General features: G+C 71.4%; 13 protein-coding genes and 5 pseudogenes. 12 read left to right on the top strand and 6 right to left on the bottom strand.

Translation table 11 applies throughout. The annotated features are described in order from the left end of the window. Positions 1-23: 23 nt before the first annotated feature. Together leuE and ACN27G_RS04875 are read right to left on the bottom strand one after the other, a co-directional pair. Complete coding sequence (gene leuE, locus ACN27G_RS04870; RefSeq protein ID WP_421491576.1) at positions 24-692, bottom strand: leucine efflux protein LeuE; 669 nt, start codon at positions 690-692, stop codon at positions 24-26. Continuing rightward, positions 689-2,311 (bottom strand): GNAT family N-acetyltransferase, encoded by a 1,623-nt coding sequence (locus tag ACN27G_RS04875; protein WP_421491577.1) that lies wholly within the window; start codon positions 2,309-2,311, stop codon positions 689-691. The genes leuE and ACN27G_RS04875 overlap by 4 nt, the downstream gene beginning before the upstream one ends. 39 nt (positions 2,312-2,350) lie before the next feature. Here ACN27G_RS04875 and ACN27G_RS04880 point away from each other — a divergent pair, with 39 nt between their 5' ends. Continuing rightward, a complete protein-coding gene (locus tag ACN27G_RS04880; protein ID WP_421491578.1) occupies positions 2,351-3,691 on the top strand; it encodes an aminotransferase class I/II-fold pyridoxal phosphate-dependent enzyme in 1,341 nt (446 codons plus the stop codon). A 130-nt stretch (positions 3,692-3,821) separates the two neighbouring features. Here ACN27G_RS04880 and ACN27G_RS04885 read toward each other — a convergent pair whose 3' ends face one another. Continuing rightward, positions 3,822-4,019, bottom strand: coding sequence for a hypothetical protein (locus ACN27G_RS04885; RefSeq protein WP_421497619.1), 198 nt, complete (start codon positions 4,017-4,019; stop codon positions 3,822-3,824). A gap of 4 nt (positions 4,020-4,023) precedes the next feature. After that, positions 4,024-4,131: pseudogene (locus ACN27G_RS04890) on the bottom strand (sigma factor); the annotation flags it as partial. A 171-nt stretch (positions 4,132-4,302) separates the two neighbouring features. On the opposite strand from ACN27G_RS04890, the gene ACN27G_RS04895 reads away from it, so the two are divergent. From ACN27G_RS04895 to rny, 11 genes and pseudogenes are all read left to right on the top strand, one after another. Then, positions 4,303-5,019, top strand: coding sequence for a UdgX family uracil-DNA binding protein (locus ACN27G_RS04895; protein WP_421491579.1), 717 nt, complete (start codon positions 4,303-4,305; stop codon positions 5,017-5,019). A gap of 2 nt (positions 5,020-5,021) precedes the next feature. Next, positions 5,022-6,245 carry an acyl-CoA dehydrogenase family protein gene (locus ACN27G_RS04900; RefSeq protein WP_421491580.1) on the top strand — a complete coding sequence of 408 codons (1,224 nt, stop codon included), beginning with the start codon at positions 5,022-5,024 and terminating at the stop codon, positions 6,243-6,245. A 212-nt stretch (positions 6,246-6,457) separates the two neighbouring features. Beyond that, positions 6,458-7,846, top strand: coding sequence for an MFS transporter (locus ACN27G_RS04905; RefSeq protein WP_421491581.1), 1,389 nt, complete (start codon positions 6,458-6,460; stop codon positions 7,844-7,846). A gap of 39 nt (positions 7,847-7,885) precedes the next feature. Continuing rightward, positions 7,886-8,086: a DUF3046 domain-containing protein gene (locus ACN27G_RS04910; protein ID WP_278060421.1), complete on the top strand. Its 201-nt coding sequence runs from the start codon at positions 7,886-7,888 to the stop codon at positions 8,084-8,086. Between the two features lie 216 nt (positions 8,087-8,302). Next, a pseudogene (gene recA, locus ACN27G_RS04915) lies at positions 8,303-8,917 on the top strand (recombinase RecA); the annotation flags it as partial. A 306-nt stretch (positions 8,918-9,223) separates the two neighbouring features. Further along, positions 9,224-9,781, top strand: a pseudogene (locus ACN27G_RS04920) (LAGLIDADG endonuclease); the annotation flags it as partial. A 171-nt stretch (positions 9,782-9,952) separates the two neighbouring features. Beyond that, positions 9,953-10,168, top strand: a pseudogene (locus tag ACN27G_RS04925) (recombinase RecA); the annotation flags it as partial. Then, a pseudogene (locus ACN27G_RS04930) lies at positions 10,148-11,050 on the top strand (LAGLIDADG family homing endonuclease); the annotation flags it as partial. The pseudogenes ACN27G_RS04925 and ACN27G_RS04930, both read left to right, overlap by 21 nt. Before the next feature lie 207 nt (positions 11,051-11,257). After that, on the top strand, positions 11,258-11,767 hold the full coding sequence (locus ACN27G_RS04935) for a hypothetical protein (protein ID WP_421497238.1): 510 nt from the start codon (positions 11,258-11,260) through the stop codon (positions 11,765-11,767). Positions 11,768-11,790: 23 nt separating this feature from the next. Continuing rightward, the gene (locus ACN27G_RS04940; RefSeq protein ID WP_421491582.1) at positions 11,791-12,549 is read left to right on the top strand and encodes a regulatory protein RecX; all 759 of its coding nucleotides are present in this window, start codon (positions 11,791-11,793) and stop codon (positions 12,547-12,549) included. 672 nt (positions 12,550-13,221) lie between these two features. Continuing rightward, positions 13,222-14,997 carry a ribonuclease Y gene (gene rny, locus ACN27G_RS04945; RefSeq protein WP_421491583.1) on the top strand — a complete coding sequence of 592 codons (1,776 nt, stop codon included), beginning with the start codon at positions 13,222-13,224 and terminating at the stop codon, positions 14,995-14,997. Positions 14,998-15,025: 28 nt separating this feature from the next. Here the strand turns inward: rny and ACN27G_RS04950 are convergent, their stop codons facing one another. Both ACN27G_RS04950 and ACN27G_RS04955 read right to left on the bottom strand, forming a co-directional pair. Then, complete coding sequence (locus ACN27G_RS04950) at positions 15,026-16,066, bottom strand: amino acid ABC transporter permease (RefSeq protein WP_421491584.1); 1,041 nt, start codon at positions 16,064-16,066, stop codon at positions 15,026-15,028. A 61-nt stretch (positions 16,067-16,127) separates the two neighbouring features. Continuing rightward, positions 16,128-16,838: an amino acid ABC transporter permease gene (locus tag ACN27G_RS04955; protein ID WP_421491585.1), complete on the bottom strand. Its 711-nt coding sequence runs from the start codon at positions 16,836-16,838 to the stop codon at positions 16,128-16,130. Positions 16,839-16,873: the final 35 nt, after the last annotated feature.

Consider the following 16,873-nt stretch of genomic DNA (forward strand, 5'->3'; position numbering starts at 1 on the left):
TAACACCTGTCGAGGCGTGTGGCTCAGCCGACGCTGGCGGTGGCGAGTTTGATGCCGAAGCCGAGGAAGAGGGCGCCGATCCCGGTGGTCACCCCGGCGGCCAGCCGCCGGCGCCGGCGGAACTGGAGGGCCAGGAAGGTACCGGTGAAGATCAGCATCGTCAGGTAGAGCGCGCTGGTGACCTGGGCGATCGCCCCGAGCAGCAGGAACGACAGCGCCGGGTAGGGGTAGGTCGGGTCGACGAACTGGATGAAGAAGGAGATGAAGAAGAGGATCGCCTTCGGGTTCAGCAGGCTGATCACGGCCGCCCGGCGGAACGGCCGGTCGGCCACCGCCGGCCGGGTGTCGACCAGGCGCGGCGCCGCCGGGTCGTTCCGGGTACGCCAGCGCCGCCACGCCCCGCGCAGCATCATCAGCCCGACGTAGCCGAGGTACGCCGCACCGGCGTACTTGATCACCAGGAAGATCGGCGGGTACGCCCGGAGCAGCGACGCCACCCCGGCGGCGGAGAGGACCATCAGCACCGTGTCACCGAGGAAGACTCCTGCGGCGGCCCGGTAGCCGGCGCGTACCCCGGACTTCGCGGCCGTGCTCAGCACGTAGAGCGAGTTGGGTCCGGGCAGCAGGATGATGGCGACGGTGCCCAGCACGTACGTCCAGATGTCGGTGATCCCCAGCACGCCGGTCATCATCGCTCCGCCGCGACCGCCAGGCGAAGCCTTTCCCGCAGCCTGACCTGTGCTTTCGGCCACTCGTCGGCGATCATCGCGTACTGCACGGTGTCCCGCCACGAGCCGTCCGGTCGCTGCCGGTGCCGCCGCAGCACCGCCTCCCGGGTGGCGCCGAGCCGTTCGATGGCACGCTGCGACCGCTCGTTGCGGATGTCGGTGTGCCAGACGACCCGCTCCGCACCGAGTACGTCGAAGGCCCGGCCCAGCAGCAGCAGCTTCGCCTCCGTGTTCACCCCGGTACGCCACCAGCGCCGGCCCAGGAAGGTGTGTCCGATCGCGACCGAGCGGTGGACGGGGTTGATCTCGTAGTAGGAGGTGGTGCCGACGACCTCGCCGGTGGCCGCGTCGAGCTGCACCCACGGCACCCGCTCGCCCCGCCAGTGCGCGTCGAGCGCGACCCGGACGATCCCGGCCATCCCGGCCGGGTCGGCCGGCCGGACCGCGCTGAGATGTGGCCAGACCTCCGGGTCCCGGGTTGCCGCGTAGAGGCCGTCGGCGTGCGACTCGGCGAGTGGCTCGAGCCGGACGCGGTCGCCGGCCATCGGCGCCGCGTTGTACCAGGCGGGTGTCGGCGCCGGGTTGTGCCGGGCGGGTGTCGGCGTCTGGCCGTGCCGGGCGGGTGTCGGCGCCGGGTTGTACCGAGCGGGTGTCGGCGCCGTGTTGTGCCGGGCGGGTGTCGGCGTCTGGCCGTGCCGGGCGGGTGTCGGCGCCGGACTGTGCGGGCTTGCTGGCGATGCCGAGGCGTGCCGGCCGGCCGGCGTGTGGGGGTGCGGCGTGTGGGGGTGCGGCGTGTGGGAGTGCGGCGTGGGTGGGGAGAGTGGGAGGGTGGCGGGCCCGGAAGGGTGGCGGTCGCGCAGGTAGGCGGGGAGTTCCGCGGTCACCCCGGCATCCGGCTCGGGCCGGCCGGCAACCGTGCGCAGCGGCAGCACCCCGGCCCAGTACGGCAGGTCGTGGTCGGCGGGCTCGTCACGGACGCCCCCGGTGCGGCTCCGGACCGAAACCTCCCGCAGCGGCAGGGCCAGTACGGCGGTCTCGGCCAGCTCACGCCGGCTCGGTGGCCTGCTGTCGGTGGCGCGGCCACGGCCGACCTTCTCCACCAGCGCGGTCAGCACTGCCCGCTTCTCCGCCTCGCCCTCGACCAGGTGAGCGGTGCCGTGTGCGACCACCGAGCGGTAGTTGGCGCTGTGGTGGAACTGGGACCGGCCGTAGACGAGACCGTCCAGCGCGGTCACCGCGACGCAGACCGGCAGCCCGCTCTCGCGCCGGGCGGCGAGCAGTGGCCGGCTGCCGGTGGAGCCGTGCAGGTAGAGCACGTCGCCGATCCGCACGTGCAGGGTGGGCAGCACCCGGGGCTCGCCGTCCACGACGAATCCGAGGTGGCAGTGGTACGCCTCGTCGAGCAGGTCGTGTGCGGCGGCGCGGCGGTAGTCGGTCCGTCCCCGGTCGCGGCTGGCGGTGGTCCGCCGGGTCTGCGGATAACGGGTCCCGGAGCGGTCCCCGGACCCGCCATGCCGGTCCGTCTGCTGCTGGGGCTGCGTGTTCTGGGATTGCGTGTTCTGGGGCTGCGTCTGTTTGACCATCTCGCGTCCGCCCTCTTGTTATAGTACAATTTTGAAACTGTGTCAGCACATTATCAGGTCGCCGGTACGACCGCAGCCGAGATAGCGGCGAGCGTGGAGGCCGGAGTCCGCACCGGCGACCTGCCGGCCGGCGCGGCACTGCCCCCCGTCCGGGCTCTCGCACAGCGGCTCGGTGTCAGCCCGGCCACGGTCGCCAAGGCGTACCAGGGGCTGCGGCAGCGTGGCGTGGTGGAAACCGCCGGCCGCAACGGCACCCGGATCCGCCCCGAGCCGCCGCTCACCGGCAGCCGGGCCGCACTGCGGCTCCCCGCGCCACCCGGCGCGCTCGACCTCTCGGTCGGCGAACCCGATCCCGCGCTGCTGCCACCGCTCGGCCCGCACCTGGCCGCGCTGGCCGGCACCGCCGGCGGCCCGGTCAACTACCGGGACGGTGGCGTGCTGCCCGAGCTCGTCGATGCGGCCCGGGCGCGGCTGGCCGCCGACGGGGTGCCGGCCGAGGCGGTCACGGTGACCGGTGGGGCGTCCGACGGCATCGAACGGCTGCTGGTCGGCAACCTGAGCCCCGGTGACGCGGTCGCGGTCGAGGACCCGGGCTGGGCGAACACCATCGACCTGGTCGCCACGCTCGGACTGCGGGCGGTGCCGATACCGGTCGACGACGCCGGTCCCACCGAGGCCGGGCTGCGGGCCGCGCTCGACGGCGGAGTCAGGGCGGTGGTGGTGACCAGCCGGGCACAGAATCCGACCGGTGCGGTGGTCACCGCCGGGCGGGCGGCGTCGCTGCGCGCTGTGCTGGCCGGGCATCCCGGCGTGCTGCTGATCGAGGACGACCACGCCGCCGAGCTCTCCGTCGAGCCGCTGCACACCCTGGCCGGTGCCACCCGGAGTTGGGCCTTCGTCCGGTCGACCAGCAAGCCGTACGGGCCGGATCTGCGGCTCGCCGTGCTCGCCGGCGACGAGGTGACGGTGGCCCGGGTCGCCGGTCGGCTCCGGGTCGGCTCCGGCTGGGTCTCCACCGTGCTGCAACGGCTCACCCTCGCGCTCTGGCGGGACCCGGCGACCGCCGAGCGGATCGCACTGGCCCGCGCCAGCTACGCCGGGCGGGTCGCCGCACTCCGCACCGCACTCGCCGAGCGCGGCCTGACCGGGCACGGGCGTACCGGAATCAACGTCTGGGTGCCGGTGCCCGACGAGACCCGGGCGGTCGCGGTGCTGCGCGACGCCGGCTACGTGGTGGCGCCCGGCTCGCTGTTCCGGCTGGCCAGCGGGGCGGGAATCCGGATCACCGTCAGCCCGCTCGCCGAGGCGGAGATCCCGCCGCTGGCCGACGCGGTTGCCGACGCGGCCGGCCCCGGCACGCCGGCCAGCCTCAGCGTGTGACCCGGCGGCACCGCGCAGGGCGGTCCCTGCTGCCCGGCCGAGCCCACGCCGCCGGCTCGCCGGCCACCAGGTCCTCCTCCGCGTTGCCGGTCCGGTGGCGACCGCACGTCGCCACCGGACCGACGCGCGGCTACGTCGTCGCCGGCCGGTACCGCACGCTCACCTCGGCCGTCGGTCGCCGGTAGCCGGCCGCGGCGGGCCGCCCGTTGGCGCTCGTGGTAACCATGCGCAACGCCCCGACGTGGTCCGGCGAGCCCGGGTCCCAGCTTGCCGCCAGCGCCCCGACGACCGACTCGCGGTCGGCGAACCACTCCGGGTAGGGCGGCATCGTCGCGCGCACGTCCTGCCCGCAGGAACGCCTCCTGCACCAGGTCTTCGGCCTGGTCGAACGACCCGAGCATGCGGTAGCGGTGCACCCGCAGCTCACGCCGGTGCTCCTCGACCAGCTGGGCGTAGGTGTCGTCGTCGATCACCGGGCGACCGTACCCGTTGCCGGTACCGTCGCTACGAGATACTACTAACCGTAGTCCGCCGGAAATCCTGACATCGGCGGGGCGGCACGCCGGTGCCGCTGGTGCGTGAGCCCCGGGGTACGGGGTAGAACATCCGACATGCCTGAGACGGAGATTGCACCCGGCGCGCAGGAGTTCATCCCACCCGATGCCGGCAGCCTCGCCGAGCTGCGCGACGCGGCGGGCGGCTGCCGGGGCTGCGAGCTGTACCAGGACGCCACCCAGACGGTCTTCGGCCGTGGCGACGAGCGGGCCCGGGTGGTCTTCGTCGGCGAGCAGCCCGGCGACATCGAGGACCAGAAGGGCCTGCCGTTCGTCGGACCGGCCGGGCACCTGCTGCGGCGCGCCGTGGACGAGGCCGGTATCGATCCGGCGCACCTCTACATCACCAACGCCGTCAAGCACTTCCGCTTCGAGATGCGCGGCAAGCGCCGGCTGCACAAGACCCCCGACCGGGTGCACATCGTCGCCTGCCGCCCCTGGCTGGTCGCCGAGTTCGCCCGGCTGCACCCCGAGGTCGTGGTGGTGCTCGGCGCGACGGCGGCCAAGGCGCTGCTCGGCCCCTCGTTCCGGGTCACCCAGTCCCGGGGGACGCTGCTGCCGTGGCCCGAGTTGGCGCAGCGGCCGCAGGACTTCGCCAAGGTGCCGGTCGGCCCGACCGGTCAGCAGGAGACCGTCGCCCCGACCCGGCTCGTCGCCACCATCCACCCGTCCGCGGTGCTCCGGGCCGACGACCGGGACGCCGCCTACGCCGGCCTGGTCGCCGACCTGACAGTCGTGGCCGGAGCACTCGCCGGCGCCGACGCGGGCCGCTGAGAATGCGGCAGCACCTCTACGAGCCGGTGCACGACGAGTTCCGGGAGTTGTGCCGGGCGTTCCTCCGCCGGGAGGCGGTGCCGTACCACGACCGCTGGGAGGCGGACGGCATCGTCGATCGCGAGGTCTGGCGCCGGGCCGGCGCCGCCGGCCTCCTCGGCGTGGACGTCCCGGAGAGGTACGGCGGTGGCGGCCAGCGCGACTTCCGGTTCAACGCGGTACTCGTCGAGGAGGTCGTCGCCAGCGGCTGCACCGGTCTCGGGTTCGGGCTGCACAACGACGTCGTGGCGCCGTATCTCGCCGAGCTGGGGACCGAGGAGCAGCGTACCCGCTGGCTGCCCGGCTTCTGCTCCGGCGACCTGGTCACCGCGATAGCGATGAGCGAGCCGGGCGCCGGTTCGGATCTGGCCGGGATCCGCACCACCGCCACCCGGGACGGGGACGACTACGTCCTGACCGGACAGAAGACGTTCATCACCAACGGCGAGCTGGCCGACCTGGTCGTGGTGGTGGCCAGGACCGCGCCGGGGCGGGGTGCCCGGGGCGTGAGCCTCTTCGTCGTGGAGCGCGGCACGCCGGGTTTCACCCGGGGGCGGCGGCTGGCCAAGGTCGGGCTGAAGGCCAACGACACCGCCGAACTCTTCTTCGACGAGTGCCGGGTGCCGGCGGCGAACCTGCTCGGCGTGGAGAATCGGGGCTTCTACCACCTGATGGCGAACCTGCCCCGGGAGCGGCTCGGCATCGCGGTCGTGGCGGTGGCCGCCGCCGAGCGGCTGCTCGCGATCACCGTCGAGCACGCCCGGTCCCGCGAGGCGTTCGGCCGGCCGATCGGCGCGTTCCAGCACAACCGGTTCCTCCTCGCCGAGCTGGACACCGAGATCACCATCGCCCGTACCTTCCTCAACCACTGCGTCGCGGAGTTCAACGCGGGCCGGTTGTCCGCGGTGGACGCCGCGAAGGTCAAGTGGTGGACCACCGAGTTGCAGAACCGGGTCGCGGACCGCTGCGTCCAACTGCACGGCGGCTACGGCTACATGCTGGAGTACCCGGTCGCCCGGGCCTGGTTGGATGCCCGGGTGCAGACCATCTACGGCGGCACCACCGAGATCATGAAGGAGATCGTCGGCCGGGACCTCCTCGGCCTGGAGCGGCCGGCCGACCGGGCCGCGCCGCCGGACGGGCCGGCCCCGGGCCCCGCCGCGCCGCCGGACGGGCCGGGGGCGTGAGCCGCGCTACGCCGACGGCGAATCAGGGTTGAATACGATCCAGCGATCGTGCTTCGATCCGCTGGTAAGGAAGGGCACGCCTACCGCTCCTTGCTGGTGCAGGCCGGTCGCCGGTGTCGCGGCCGGGGTGCCGCCCGCCGGTGTCGCGGGAGGGATGCCAGTCGCCGGCATCGTCGAACGGTGCCGGTCCGCACCGGGACGGGGAGTGGTGGATGACGACGGAACTGACCACCGGGGGGATCGCCGCCCCGCCCGACCGGGCGGACCCGCTCGACGTCCCCCGGGTCCAGCGGCGCACGCTGCTGCTGCTCTGTCTCACGCAGATCATCGGCGGTACCGGGATGACCATCGGGATGACCGTCGGTGTGCTGCTCGGCGCCCGCCTCGGCGGCACCGCGATCTCCGGTCTCGTGCAGAGCGCCTCGGTGGTCGGCGCCGCCCTGCTCGCCCTGCCGGTGAGTCGGATCATGCGGAGCGGGGGCCGGCGGTCGGGGCTGGCCACCGCATACCTGGTCGGTGCCGTGGGCGGCGTCCTGATCGTCGTCGCGGCGGTCAGCGGATGGGTGCCGCTGCTCTTCCTCGGGGCGTTGCTCTTCGGCGGCGGCACGACCGCCGGCCTCCAGGCCCGGTACGCCGCCGTCGACCTGGCCGACCCGGCGCGCCGGGGTCGGCACCTGTCGATCGCCGTCTGGGCCACCACGGTCGGCGCGGTGACCGCCCCGAACCTCGCCGCGCCGGCCGACCGGGCGCTCGCCTGGACCGGCGTACCCGAGTTGGCCGGCCCCTTCGTCTTCAGCGTCCTCGCCTTCGTGCTGGCTGCCGGCGTCATCCTGGTGTTCCTCCGGCCCGACCCGCTGCTCACCGCGCGCCGGCTCGCCGCCAAGGCTGCTGCCGGCGCTCCCGCCGCGGGGGCTGCTGCCGGCGCTCCCGCCGCGAGGGCTGCTGCCGGCGCTCCCGCCGCAAGCCCTTCCGGAGACCGGGCGGCCGGTCCGGAGGAGGGGCTGCGCGCGGCGCTCCGGGTGGTCCGCGACCTGCCGGCGGCACGGCTCGGCATCGCCGCCGTCGCGATGGGACACCTGGTGATGGTCGGGGTGATGGTGATGACCCCGGTACGCCTCGGCGAGTGGCACTCCGACGCCCACCTGCTGCGGGTGGTCGGCATCGTGCTCAGCCTGCACATCGCCGGGATGTTCGCGCTCGCCCCGGTGGTCGGCTGGCTCACCGACCGGCTCGGGCGCCGGGCCGTGATCCTCGCCGGGCTCGGCCTGCTGCTCGCCGCCTGCGCGGTCGCCGGCACCGCCGGGCACGACACGGTACGGATCTCGATCGGGCTCACCCTGCTCGGCCTCGGCTGGTCCGGCACGATGGTGGCCGGCTCCACCCTGCTGTCGGAGTCGGTGCCGGTGGCGGTACGCCATTCGGTGCAGGGGCTCTCCGACCTGACCATGGGGCTGGCCGGGGCGCTCGCCGGAGCACTTAGCGGGTTTGTCATCCAGGTCGCCGGCTACCCCACCCTCAACCTGTTGGCGGCGGTCGCGGTGGTGCCGCTGCTGGCGCTAGCGTTGCGGACGGTCCCGCCGAGGGTGCGGGCCGGAGCGTGAGACCGGGTGGGGTCGCCCGGTGTGGAAGGGGAGTTCCCGGTGCGGCTGACAGACTTCTGGGCGCGGCTGGAGCAGGCGTTCGGTCCGGCGTACGCCGGCAGCATCGCCGCCGACCAGGTGTTGCCGCAGTTGGGCGGCCGGACCGTCCGGGAGGCGCTGGAGGCCGGCGAGGAGACCGTGGTCGTGTGGCGCGCGGTCTGCGCGGCGTACCCCGATCGGGTGCCGGCCCGGCTACGCTGAGCCATTGATCGACGCGCGTCTCCGAGTGATCGATTAGGCACTTACGGTAGTTTGGCGTGTCGTGGGTTGAGTCGTACACCTGTTCGGCTATTGTCCACAGCGGGGCGCCGTCCACAGGTCGCGGCCAGCCGGCTGTTTTCTGTCGGACCGAGCGCCTAGCGTGTGCGCGTGACGAAAAGCTCAGCGAAGCAGCCGGCGAAGGCAGGGGTGGCAACCATGGCGGCAGGACCTGACCGGGAGAAGGCACTCGACCTTGCTCTCGCTCAGATCGACAAGCAGTTCGGCAAGGGCTCGGTGATGCGGCTGGGGGAGCGGCCGGTCATCCAGACCGCCGTGATCCCGACCAGCTCCATCGCGCTCGACGTGGCACTCGGGGTGGGGGGCCTGCCGCGCGGCCGCGTCGTCGAGATCTACGGGCCGGAGAGCAGCGGTAAGACCACCGTCGCGCTGCACGCGGTGGCCAACGCGCAGAAGGCCGGCGGCATCGCCGCGTTCATCGACGCCGAGCACGCCCTCGACCCGGAATACGCGAAGGCGCTGGGCGTCGACACCGACGCGATGCTGGTCTCCCAGCCCGACACCGGTGAGCAGGCGCTGGAGATCGCCGACATGCTGATCCGGTCCGGTGCGCTGGACATCATCGTCATCGACTCGGTCGCCGCGCTGGTGCCGCGCGCCGAGATCGAGGGCGAGATGGGCGACAGTCACGTCGGCCTCCAGGCCCGGCTGATGAGCCAGGCGCTGCGGAAGATCACCGGTGTGCTCAGCCACACCGGCACCACCGCGATCTTCATCAACCAGCTCCGGGAAAAAATCGGTGTCATGTTCGGATGTGGATCATGGGACACGAGGGTGACTCTGGCCGACGGGTCCCAGGAGCTTCTTGGCAGGATCGTCGCGGAGAAGATGGACGTCGAGGTGCTCTCCTACGACGGAGAGCTGGGTTGTCTCAGACCGCGCCGGGTCGTCAACTGGTTCAACAACGGTAGGACCGAGGAGTTCCTGCGGTTCAAGGTCGATCGGGCCGGTGGTGGCTCGGGGCATGGTCGGGCGACCATGTCCATGACGCGTAACCACCTCATCATGACCCCTGGTGGTTGGCGCGAAGCCGGCGAGCTTGCGGTCGGCGACCGGGTGATGCTCGCCCAGCCGCACCTGCTCGGCCCCTCGCAGTGGCAGATCGTGCTCGGCTCGCTGATGGGAGACGGCAATCTCTCGCCTGCCGTCCGGCCAGACAGTGAGAGCGGACGGTTCCGGATGGGGCACGGCGCCGAGCAGGCAGCCTACCTGGACTGGAAGGTCTCGCTGCTGGCCAACGTCCCACACAGCCGCAGTTCCAACGCCAAGGGGGCCGTCTTCGCCGACTTCACACCGCTCGCCGAGCTGGGCGAGTTGCGTCAGGCGGTCTACCTGGGCGACGGTAAGAAGCACCTGAGCTGGGACTACCTCAAGGGGCTCACTCCGCTGGCGCTCGCTGTGTGGTACATGGACGACGGGACTTTCACCCTGCGCTCGAAGGGGCTCCAGGAGCGGACCAGGGGCGGCAGCGGTCGCATCGAGATCTGTGTCGAGGCGATGAGCGAGGGAAGCCGGCAGCGTCTGTTGGAGTACCTACGTGACGGTTGGCGCCTCGACGTCAAACTGGACCGCCGAGGTAAGCGCCAGGTCAATACCTTGTTGTTCACCACTGCCGCGTCGGAGAAGTTCCAGGAACTCGTGGCCCCCTACATCCCCGAATGCATGGAATACAAGCTCCTGCCAGAGTTCCGTGGGCAGTGTGCCATGGTGCCGGAGTTCATGGAGCCGGTCATGCATCCGCTTCCCGCGCGGATTCTCGACATCGAGATGCGACGCGACTACAAGACGATGGATCGGTTCGACATCGAAGTCGAGGGTTCGCACAACTACCTCGCGGACGGCATCCTGGTGCACAACAGTCCCGAGACCACCACCGGTGGTCGGGCGCTGAAGTTCTACGCCTCGGTCCGGCTCGACGTGCGGCGTATCGAGAGTCTCAAGGACGGCACCGACGTGGTCGGCAACCGCACCCGGGTCAAGGTGGTGAAGAACAAGTGTCTGGCCGAGGGCACGGCGATTTTTGATCCCACCACCGGTCATACTCACCGGATCGAAGAGATCGTGGACGGTCGTCTTCCCGTCTCGGTCGTCGCGGCAGCCAAGGACGGCATGCTTCACACACGTCCGGTTGTCGCCTGGTTCGATCAGGGCGAGCAGGACGTCATTGGTGTTCGTCTGCGAGGCGGGGCACTTCTCTGGGCCACGCCGGATCACAAGATCATGACTGACCTGGGTTGGAAGCTCGCGGGCGAGTTGACCCCAGGGGATCGGGTGGCGCAGCCACGGCAGTTCCTTGGCTTCGGTGACTACCGGCCCTACTCCCCAGACCAGGCGCGGATGCTCGGCTACCTGATCGGCGACGGATATGTCGGCGGCAAGACACCGGTCCAGTTCATCAACATTCAGGAGTCGCTGAAGGCGGATGCCGCGCGGATCGCGGGTGAACTGGGCTGTGCCACGCACACCCATGCGGACAAGCTGGCGATCTCGTTCTCCCACCGGCCCGGCGAGCGTAACGGGCTGCTCGAGCTGTGCCGTCGCGCAGGTATCCACGGCAAGCTGGTCTGGGAAAAGACTCTGCCCGCCGAGTTCTTCCACCCGGACCTGTCCGACGAGATCGCGGGCAACCTTCTCTTCGGCCTACTCGAAAGCGACGGGTGGGTGAGCAAGGAACAGACCGGTGCCGTCCGGGTGGGCTACACGACTACGTCGGAGCAGTTGGCGCATCAGATTCACTGGCTGCTGTTGCGGTACGGCATTGTCAGTTCGGTACGTCAATACGACCCGACCAGCCAGCGTCCCAGCCTTATCGAGGGGCGTCGTGTCCAGGGGAAGCGGTTGTGCTACGAGGTCCGAGTTGCCGGTAGCGACAATGTCGAGGCCTTCGCCGAGGCCGTTCCGCTGTGGGGGCCGCGCGGTCAGGCGTTGCACGAGGCGCTGGAGAGCGAGGGCGGACGCCGTCGCGGATCGCAGGCAGGTTACCTTTCGTCGGCGGTGACCGAACCGGTGCTGGCGCATCTGTCGAGTCGGGGGATCACCCCAGGACTCGCCGCCCAGCTTATCGGAGCGATCGCCGGTGACCCACGTGGCGGAATGAAGCAGGTACTGGGGTTGCGTCGGATCCGTCGGGACCGGCTCTCCGCGTTGGCCGACGCCCTTGACGACGCGTTCCTGCACGGGATTGTTGCCGAGCAGGTGCGCTACGCGACCGTCAAGGAGATCCTGCCGGCCCGCCGCGCTCGGACGTTTGATGTCGAAGTTGACGAACTACACACGCTGGTGGCCGACTCGGTGGTCGTCCACAACTGCGCCGCGCCATTCAAACAGGCCGAGTTCGACATTATGTACGGCAAGGGCATCTCCCGGGAGGGCTCGCTTATCGACGTCGGCGTGGAGCAGTCGATCATCCGTAAGTCCGGTGCCTGGTACACCTACGACGGTGACCAGCTCGGCCAGGGCAAGGAGAAGGCCCGCGAGTTCCTGCGGGAGAACCCGGACGTGGCCGCCGAGATCGAGAAGAAGATCCTGGAGAAGCTCGGTGTCGGCGTGACCGCCGGAGCCGACGCCACCGGCGGTCCGGAGCTGCCGCCGGTGGACTTCTGACGGTCGGCCGGGTCCACACCGACGTGGCAGGACGACGTGGTGCCCGTACGGGCCGGGGGTGGGACGCCGCCCCGTCGGCCCGTACGGGCGGCAGTGGCCGCTCCCGGCGAGGGGGTCCGGCCGGCTCCGCCGGACAGTCCGGCGGCTCGACCGGACAGCCCGGCGAGTGGCCCGGCGAGCCGGTGCCAGCGGCGGCGGAAGGAGCCGGCGGAGCCGCGGCAGGGACGGCAACTCCCCATGACGAGGCGGAGCGTGCCCGGGAGATCTGCCTGCGCCAGCTCGCCGTGCGGCCCCGTACCCGCGCCGAGCTCGCGACCGCACTGGCCCGGCGCGGGATCTCTCCAGAGGTCGTGGAGCAGGTGCTCGACCGCTACGACGAGGTCGGCATCGTCGACGACGCCGCCTTCGCCCGCGCCTGGGTCAGCAGCCGTCACCAGGGCCGAGGGCTGGCCCGCCGGGCGCTCGCCAACGAGCTGCGCCAGCGCGGGGTCGAGGTCGGCATCGCGACCGAGGCGCTCGGCGAGCTGGACGACACGACGGAGGCCGAGACCGCCCGCCTCCTGGTCGACCGGAAGCTTCGCAGCGCCACCGGTTCCCCGGAGGTGGTCTTCCGGCGGCTGGTCGCGATGTTGGCCCGGAAGGGCTACCCGGCCGGGGTGGCGATCCGGGCCGTCAAGGAGGCGCTGGCCGAGCGGGACGCCGAGGCGGCCGAGTTCGCCGACCAGATCGATGCGGACGCCCTGGCCGAAGCCGGCACGGACCCCGACCGCGACGCCCTGTGAACCGTCAGACGGCACGGACCCCGACCGCGACCCTCTGTGACCCGTCAGACGGCTGCGAGCCGCTCGGTTGTGCACCCCGGGCGGCCGGCCACCTACCGCCGGGCCACTAGCGGGCCACTAGATCGGCGAATATCGATCGAGTTGCCGACTGGGAGCGGTTCCGTCGCGAACCCCGGACCCGCCGATAGCTGCCGGTCGGGCGAGTCGGATACCGGACTCGCCCCTTATGCCCGCCCGAAAAGCAGCTTCGCGTGAGCGTGTCATTGCCCAGAGTCAGACACGCGGTCGGATCATGAGATTCTTGACCGAATGCCCCATCGCGACCTAGCCTCGCCTTAGACGAGTTTTCCCGACCATCGCAGGCTAAGCGCACAACATAGATCGCGTAACAGTACGGCATCACTTCGGCCGGTTCCTCGGCCAGACACCTCGGTTACCGGGCGGGCCGGTCCGGTGACCGCAGAGCACCACCGCACGGTCGTCGGCGGTGTCCCCGGGGGGACACTGCCCGGTGACCGTACCCTCGGCCAGCCGCCTCGGTCGGGCGTCGTGACAGCCGCAGGGCACGCCTCACCCACGGGCGTGGCTCTCCGGCGCGGACGGCACAGGGGAGGCGGCCATGACCGAGCGGGCCAGAATCAGCAGGGGGTTGCGCCACACCGAGGAGCCGGCATGAGCGGCCTCGAATGGGCCCTGCTGGCCGCGATGGTCGGGCTCGCCGCGCTGGTGCTCGTCGCGATCAGTCTGGGCGCCCGCGCGCTGCGCCGGATCGGGAGCGTGGCCGTCACGCCGCCTCCGGACGATCCGGCGTTCGCCGCCGAGAAGGACCGGCAGGAGCAGTCACTCGCCGCGCTGCGTACCGCGGCGGACGAGGCGTCGTCGAGCGTCGACACGGCCAAGTCGGCCGCTGCCGCCGCTCGGGCCGACGCCGCCGCCGCGAAGGCCGAGGCGAGCGCCGCCCGCGCCGAGGCGCAGCGGGTGCTGGACGCGGCCCGCGCCGAGGCCGACACGGTGCTGGACCGTGCGCACCGGCAGGCGGAGCAGGACGCCGAGCAGGTACGCGCATCGGCCCGGCGAAGCGGCGAGCGGGAGATCTCCCTGCTCGCCTCCACCACCCGGGAGCAGGCGGCCGAGGTGGAGCGGCGGGCCCAGCGGATGGACGAGCGGGAGCGGCTGCACACCGAGGAGGCCGAGCGGCTCGCCGAACGGGAGCGCCAGCTGACCGCGAAGGCGACCGAGCTGACGGCCCGGAAGGCGGCGCTCCAGGCCCGGGAGGCGGCGCTGACCGAGGCGGAGGAGAAGCTGAAGCGGGAGCTGGAGCGGGTTGCCGGGCTGACCGCCGACGCCGCCCGCGCCGAGCTGGTGGAGGCGATCGAGGGCCAGGCCAAGCGCGAGGCGGCGATCCTGGTCCGGGACATCGAGGCCGACGCCCGGAACACCGCCGAGCAGCGGGCCCGGCACGTCGTGGTGGACGCCATCCAGCGGGTGGCCAGCGAGCAGACCGCCGAGAGCGTGGTCAGCGTGCTGCACCTGCCCGGTGACGAGATGAAGGGCCGGATCATCGGCCGCGAGGGGCGCAACATCCGCGCCTTCGAGTCGGTCACCGGCGTCAACCTGATCATCGACGACACCCCGGAAGCGGTGCTGCTCTCCTGCTTCGACCCGGTACGCCGGGAGATCGGCCGGCTGACCCTGGAGAAGCTGGTGCTGGACGGGCGGATCCACCCGCACCGGATCGAGGAGGTCTTCGAGACCGCCAGGCACGAGGTGGAGCGGCTCTGCCAGCGGGCCGCCGAGGACGCCCTGGTCGAGGTCGGCATCACCGAGATCCACCCGGAGATGGTCGGTCTGCTGGGCCGGCTGCGCTACCGGACGTCGTACGGGCAGAACGTGCTCAAGCACCTCGTCGAGACCGCGCACATCGCCGGGATCATGGCCGCCGAGCTGCGCCTGGACGTGCCGCTGATCAAGCGTTCCGCCTTCCTGCACGACATCGGCAAGGCGCTCACCCACGAGGTGGAGGGGAGCCACGCCCTGATCGGTGCCGACCTGGCCCGCAAGTACGGCGAGGCCGAGGAGGTCGTACACGCGATCGAGGCGCACCACAACGAGGTGCAGCCGCAGACGATCGAGGCGGTGCTGACCCAGGCCTCGGACGCCTGCTCCGGCGGTCGGCCGGGCGCGCGCCGGGAGAGCCTGGAGGCGTACGTCAAGCGGCTGGAGCGGATCGAGGAGATCGCCGCCGGCAAGTCGGGCGTGGAGAAGGTCTTCGCGATGCAGGCGGGCCGGGAGATCCGGGTGATGGTCAAGCCGGACGACGTCGACGAGATCGGCTCGGCGGTGCTGGCCCGGGACGTGGCGAAGCAGATCGAGGAGGAGCTGACCTATCCGGGTCAGATCCGGGTGACCGTGGTACGCGAGTCCCGGGTCACCGAGATCGCCCGCTGAACCCGTCCCTCCGGACGGGGCGCCCGGGTCAGCTGGTTCCGGCGTCCGCCCTGGTGCCGCTGGTGGGCGCCGCGCTCTGCTCCCGGCCGGTGTCCTCCGCGTCCCTGGCGGCGCCGGGCACGCCCTGCGGCAGGATCGACGGCGGGGCGGTCCCGGCCGGTAGGTCGCGGGTCCTGCGGCCCCGGGCGAGCCGCCGCTGCGCGTACTCGGCGAGCTTCGAGAGCAGATAGTTGATCAGGATGTAGATGGCGCCGACCACCGCGTAGACCTGGATCGGGTTCGCCAGGTTGTCGATGATGAAGCGGCTGACCCGGAGCACTTCCTCGTAGCTGATGATGAAGCCGAGCGAGGTGTCCTTGAGCACCACCACGAGCTGGCTGATCAGCGCCGGCAGCATGATCCGGAACGCCTGTGGCAGCAGGATCATCCGGGTGGTCTGGAACGAGGTGAAACCGACCGCCTGGGCCGCCTCCCGCTGGCCGCCGGGCAGGCCCTCCATGCCGGAGCGGAGGATCTCGCCGATGACCACGCCGTTGTAGATGGTCAGGCCGATGACCAGGTACCAGAGGACGTCGCCGAGGTCGACGCCGAGATCGGGCAGGGCGCTGGCGACGAAGAAGATGGTGATCACGACCGGCAGGCCACGGAAGATCTCCACGCAGAACCGGGTGATCGCGTTGAGGACCCAGCCGAGCCCGCGCAGCGACCAGGCGGCCGGCGCGGAAAGCCCGGCGAACTGCCGCTTCCTGAGCGCCTTGAGCTGGATGCGGAGTATGGCGAGCAGGGTGCCGAAGACGAGCGAGCAGACGATCGCCAGCCCGGCCGCGGTGAGGGTGGCGACGAAGCCGTCCCGCAGCCGCGCCCACACCAGCGGAAACACCTCGTTGCCGGGGTCGATAAGCGGACCCCACTTCTCCATCGTGAACTGGCCGTTCTCGTCGAGCGGCCGATAGACGAGGAAGTATCCGACGGCGGCGATCCCGAGGGCGGCGAGCACGCTCACGATCAGGGTGAGCCGGCGGGCCCGGGGCCCGGGGGCGTCGTAGAGCACCGTCTGCTGTTCACTCATGCCGGCACTCCCTCGTTGGTCACGCGCATGCCGTCGGTCGTCCCCCGGAGTCCCGTCGCGGTCATCGGGCCGCCACCGCCCGGCGCCGTTCGATCTGGTCGAGGAGGATGCCCAGCGGCACGGTCATCACGAGGTAGCCGAGCGAGACCCCGGTGAAGACCGGGATGATCGGCTCGCCGAGCGCGCTGGTCAGGTTGGTCCCGGAGTTGGAGAGGTCCCCGACGACCCCGAAGAAGCCGGCGAGCGCGGAGTTCTTGATCATCGCGATGATGACCGAGCCGAGGGGCACGACCGCCGACTTCCACGCCTGTGGCAGGACGACGTACCGCAGGTTCTGTCCGAAGGTGAGGCCGATGGCCCGGGCGGCCTCGGCCTGGCCGGCCGGTACGGCGTTGATGCCGCTGCGGATCGCCTCGCAGACGAAGGCGGCGGTGTAGAGCGCCAGTGCGAGCACGGCGAACCGGAAGTACGGCAGGTCGATGCCGAGCCGGGAGAAGATGCCGGTGAGCCCGGGGATGCGGAGGAAGTCGGCGTTGGAGCCGAGCGCCGGCAACCCGAACGCGGCGAAGAACATCACGATGGTCAGCGGACTGTTCCGGAACACCGTCACGTATGCCGTACCGATCCAGCGCAGTGGCGGGACCGGGGAGATCCGCATGACCGCCACCAGGGTGCCCACCAGTAGGGCACCGATGGCGGCGAGGACGCAGAGCTGGAAGGTGAGCCAGAATCCTCCGACGAAGACGTCGAAGTGTTCGACGAGCACACTCACGGGCACGCCTCTCTCATGGTCACCTTCCAGCTCCT

Source organism: Plantactinospora sp. WMMB334, from assembly GCF_049179095.1.
Classification (GTDB): Bacteria; Actinomycetota; Actinomycetes; order Mycobacteriales; family Micromonosporaceae; genus Plantactinospora.

Bases quoted from the DNA above. Each gene is read 5' to 3' on its own strand.
- leuE (WP_421491576.1), bottom strand. From the start codon at position 692: ATGATGACCGGCGTGCTGGGGATCACCGACATCTGGACGTACGTGCTG.
- ACN27G_RS04875 (WP_421491577.1), bottom strand. From the start codon at position 2,311: ATGGTCAAACAGACGCAGCCCCAGAACACGCAATCCCAGAACACGCAG.
- ACN27G_RS04885 (WP_421497619.1), bottom strand. From the start codon at position 4,019: ATGCCGCCCTACCCGGAGTGGTTCGCCGACCGCGAGTCGGTCGTCGGG.
- ACN27G_RS04895 (WP_421491579.1), top strand. From the start codon at position 4,303: ATGCCTGAGACGGAGATTGCACCCGGCGCGCAGGAGTTCATCCCACCC.
- ACN27G_RS04900 (WP_421491580.1), top strand. From the start codon at position 5,022: ATGCGGCAGCACCTCTACGAGCCGGTGCACGACGAGTTCCGGGAGTTG.
- ACN27G_RS04905 (WP_421491581.1), top strand. From the start codon at position 6,458: ATGACGACGGAACTGACCACCGGGGGGATCGCCGCCCCGCCCGACCGG.
- ACN27G_RS04935 (WP_421497238.1), top strand. From the start codon at position 11,258: ATGAAGCAGGTACTGGGGTTGCGTCGGATCCGTCGGGACCGGCTCTCC.
- rny (WP_421491583.1), top strand. From the start codon at position 13,222: ATGAGCGGCCTCGAATGGGCCCTGCTGGCCGCGATGGTCGGGCTCGCC.
- ACN27G_RS04950 (WP_421491584.1), bottom strand. From the start codon at position 16,066: ATGAGTGAACAGCAGACGGTGCTCTACGACGCCCCCGGGCCCCGGGCC.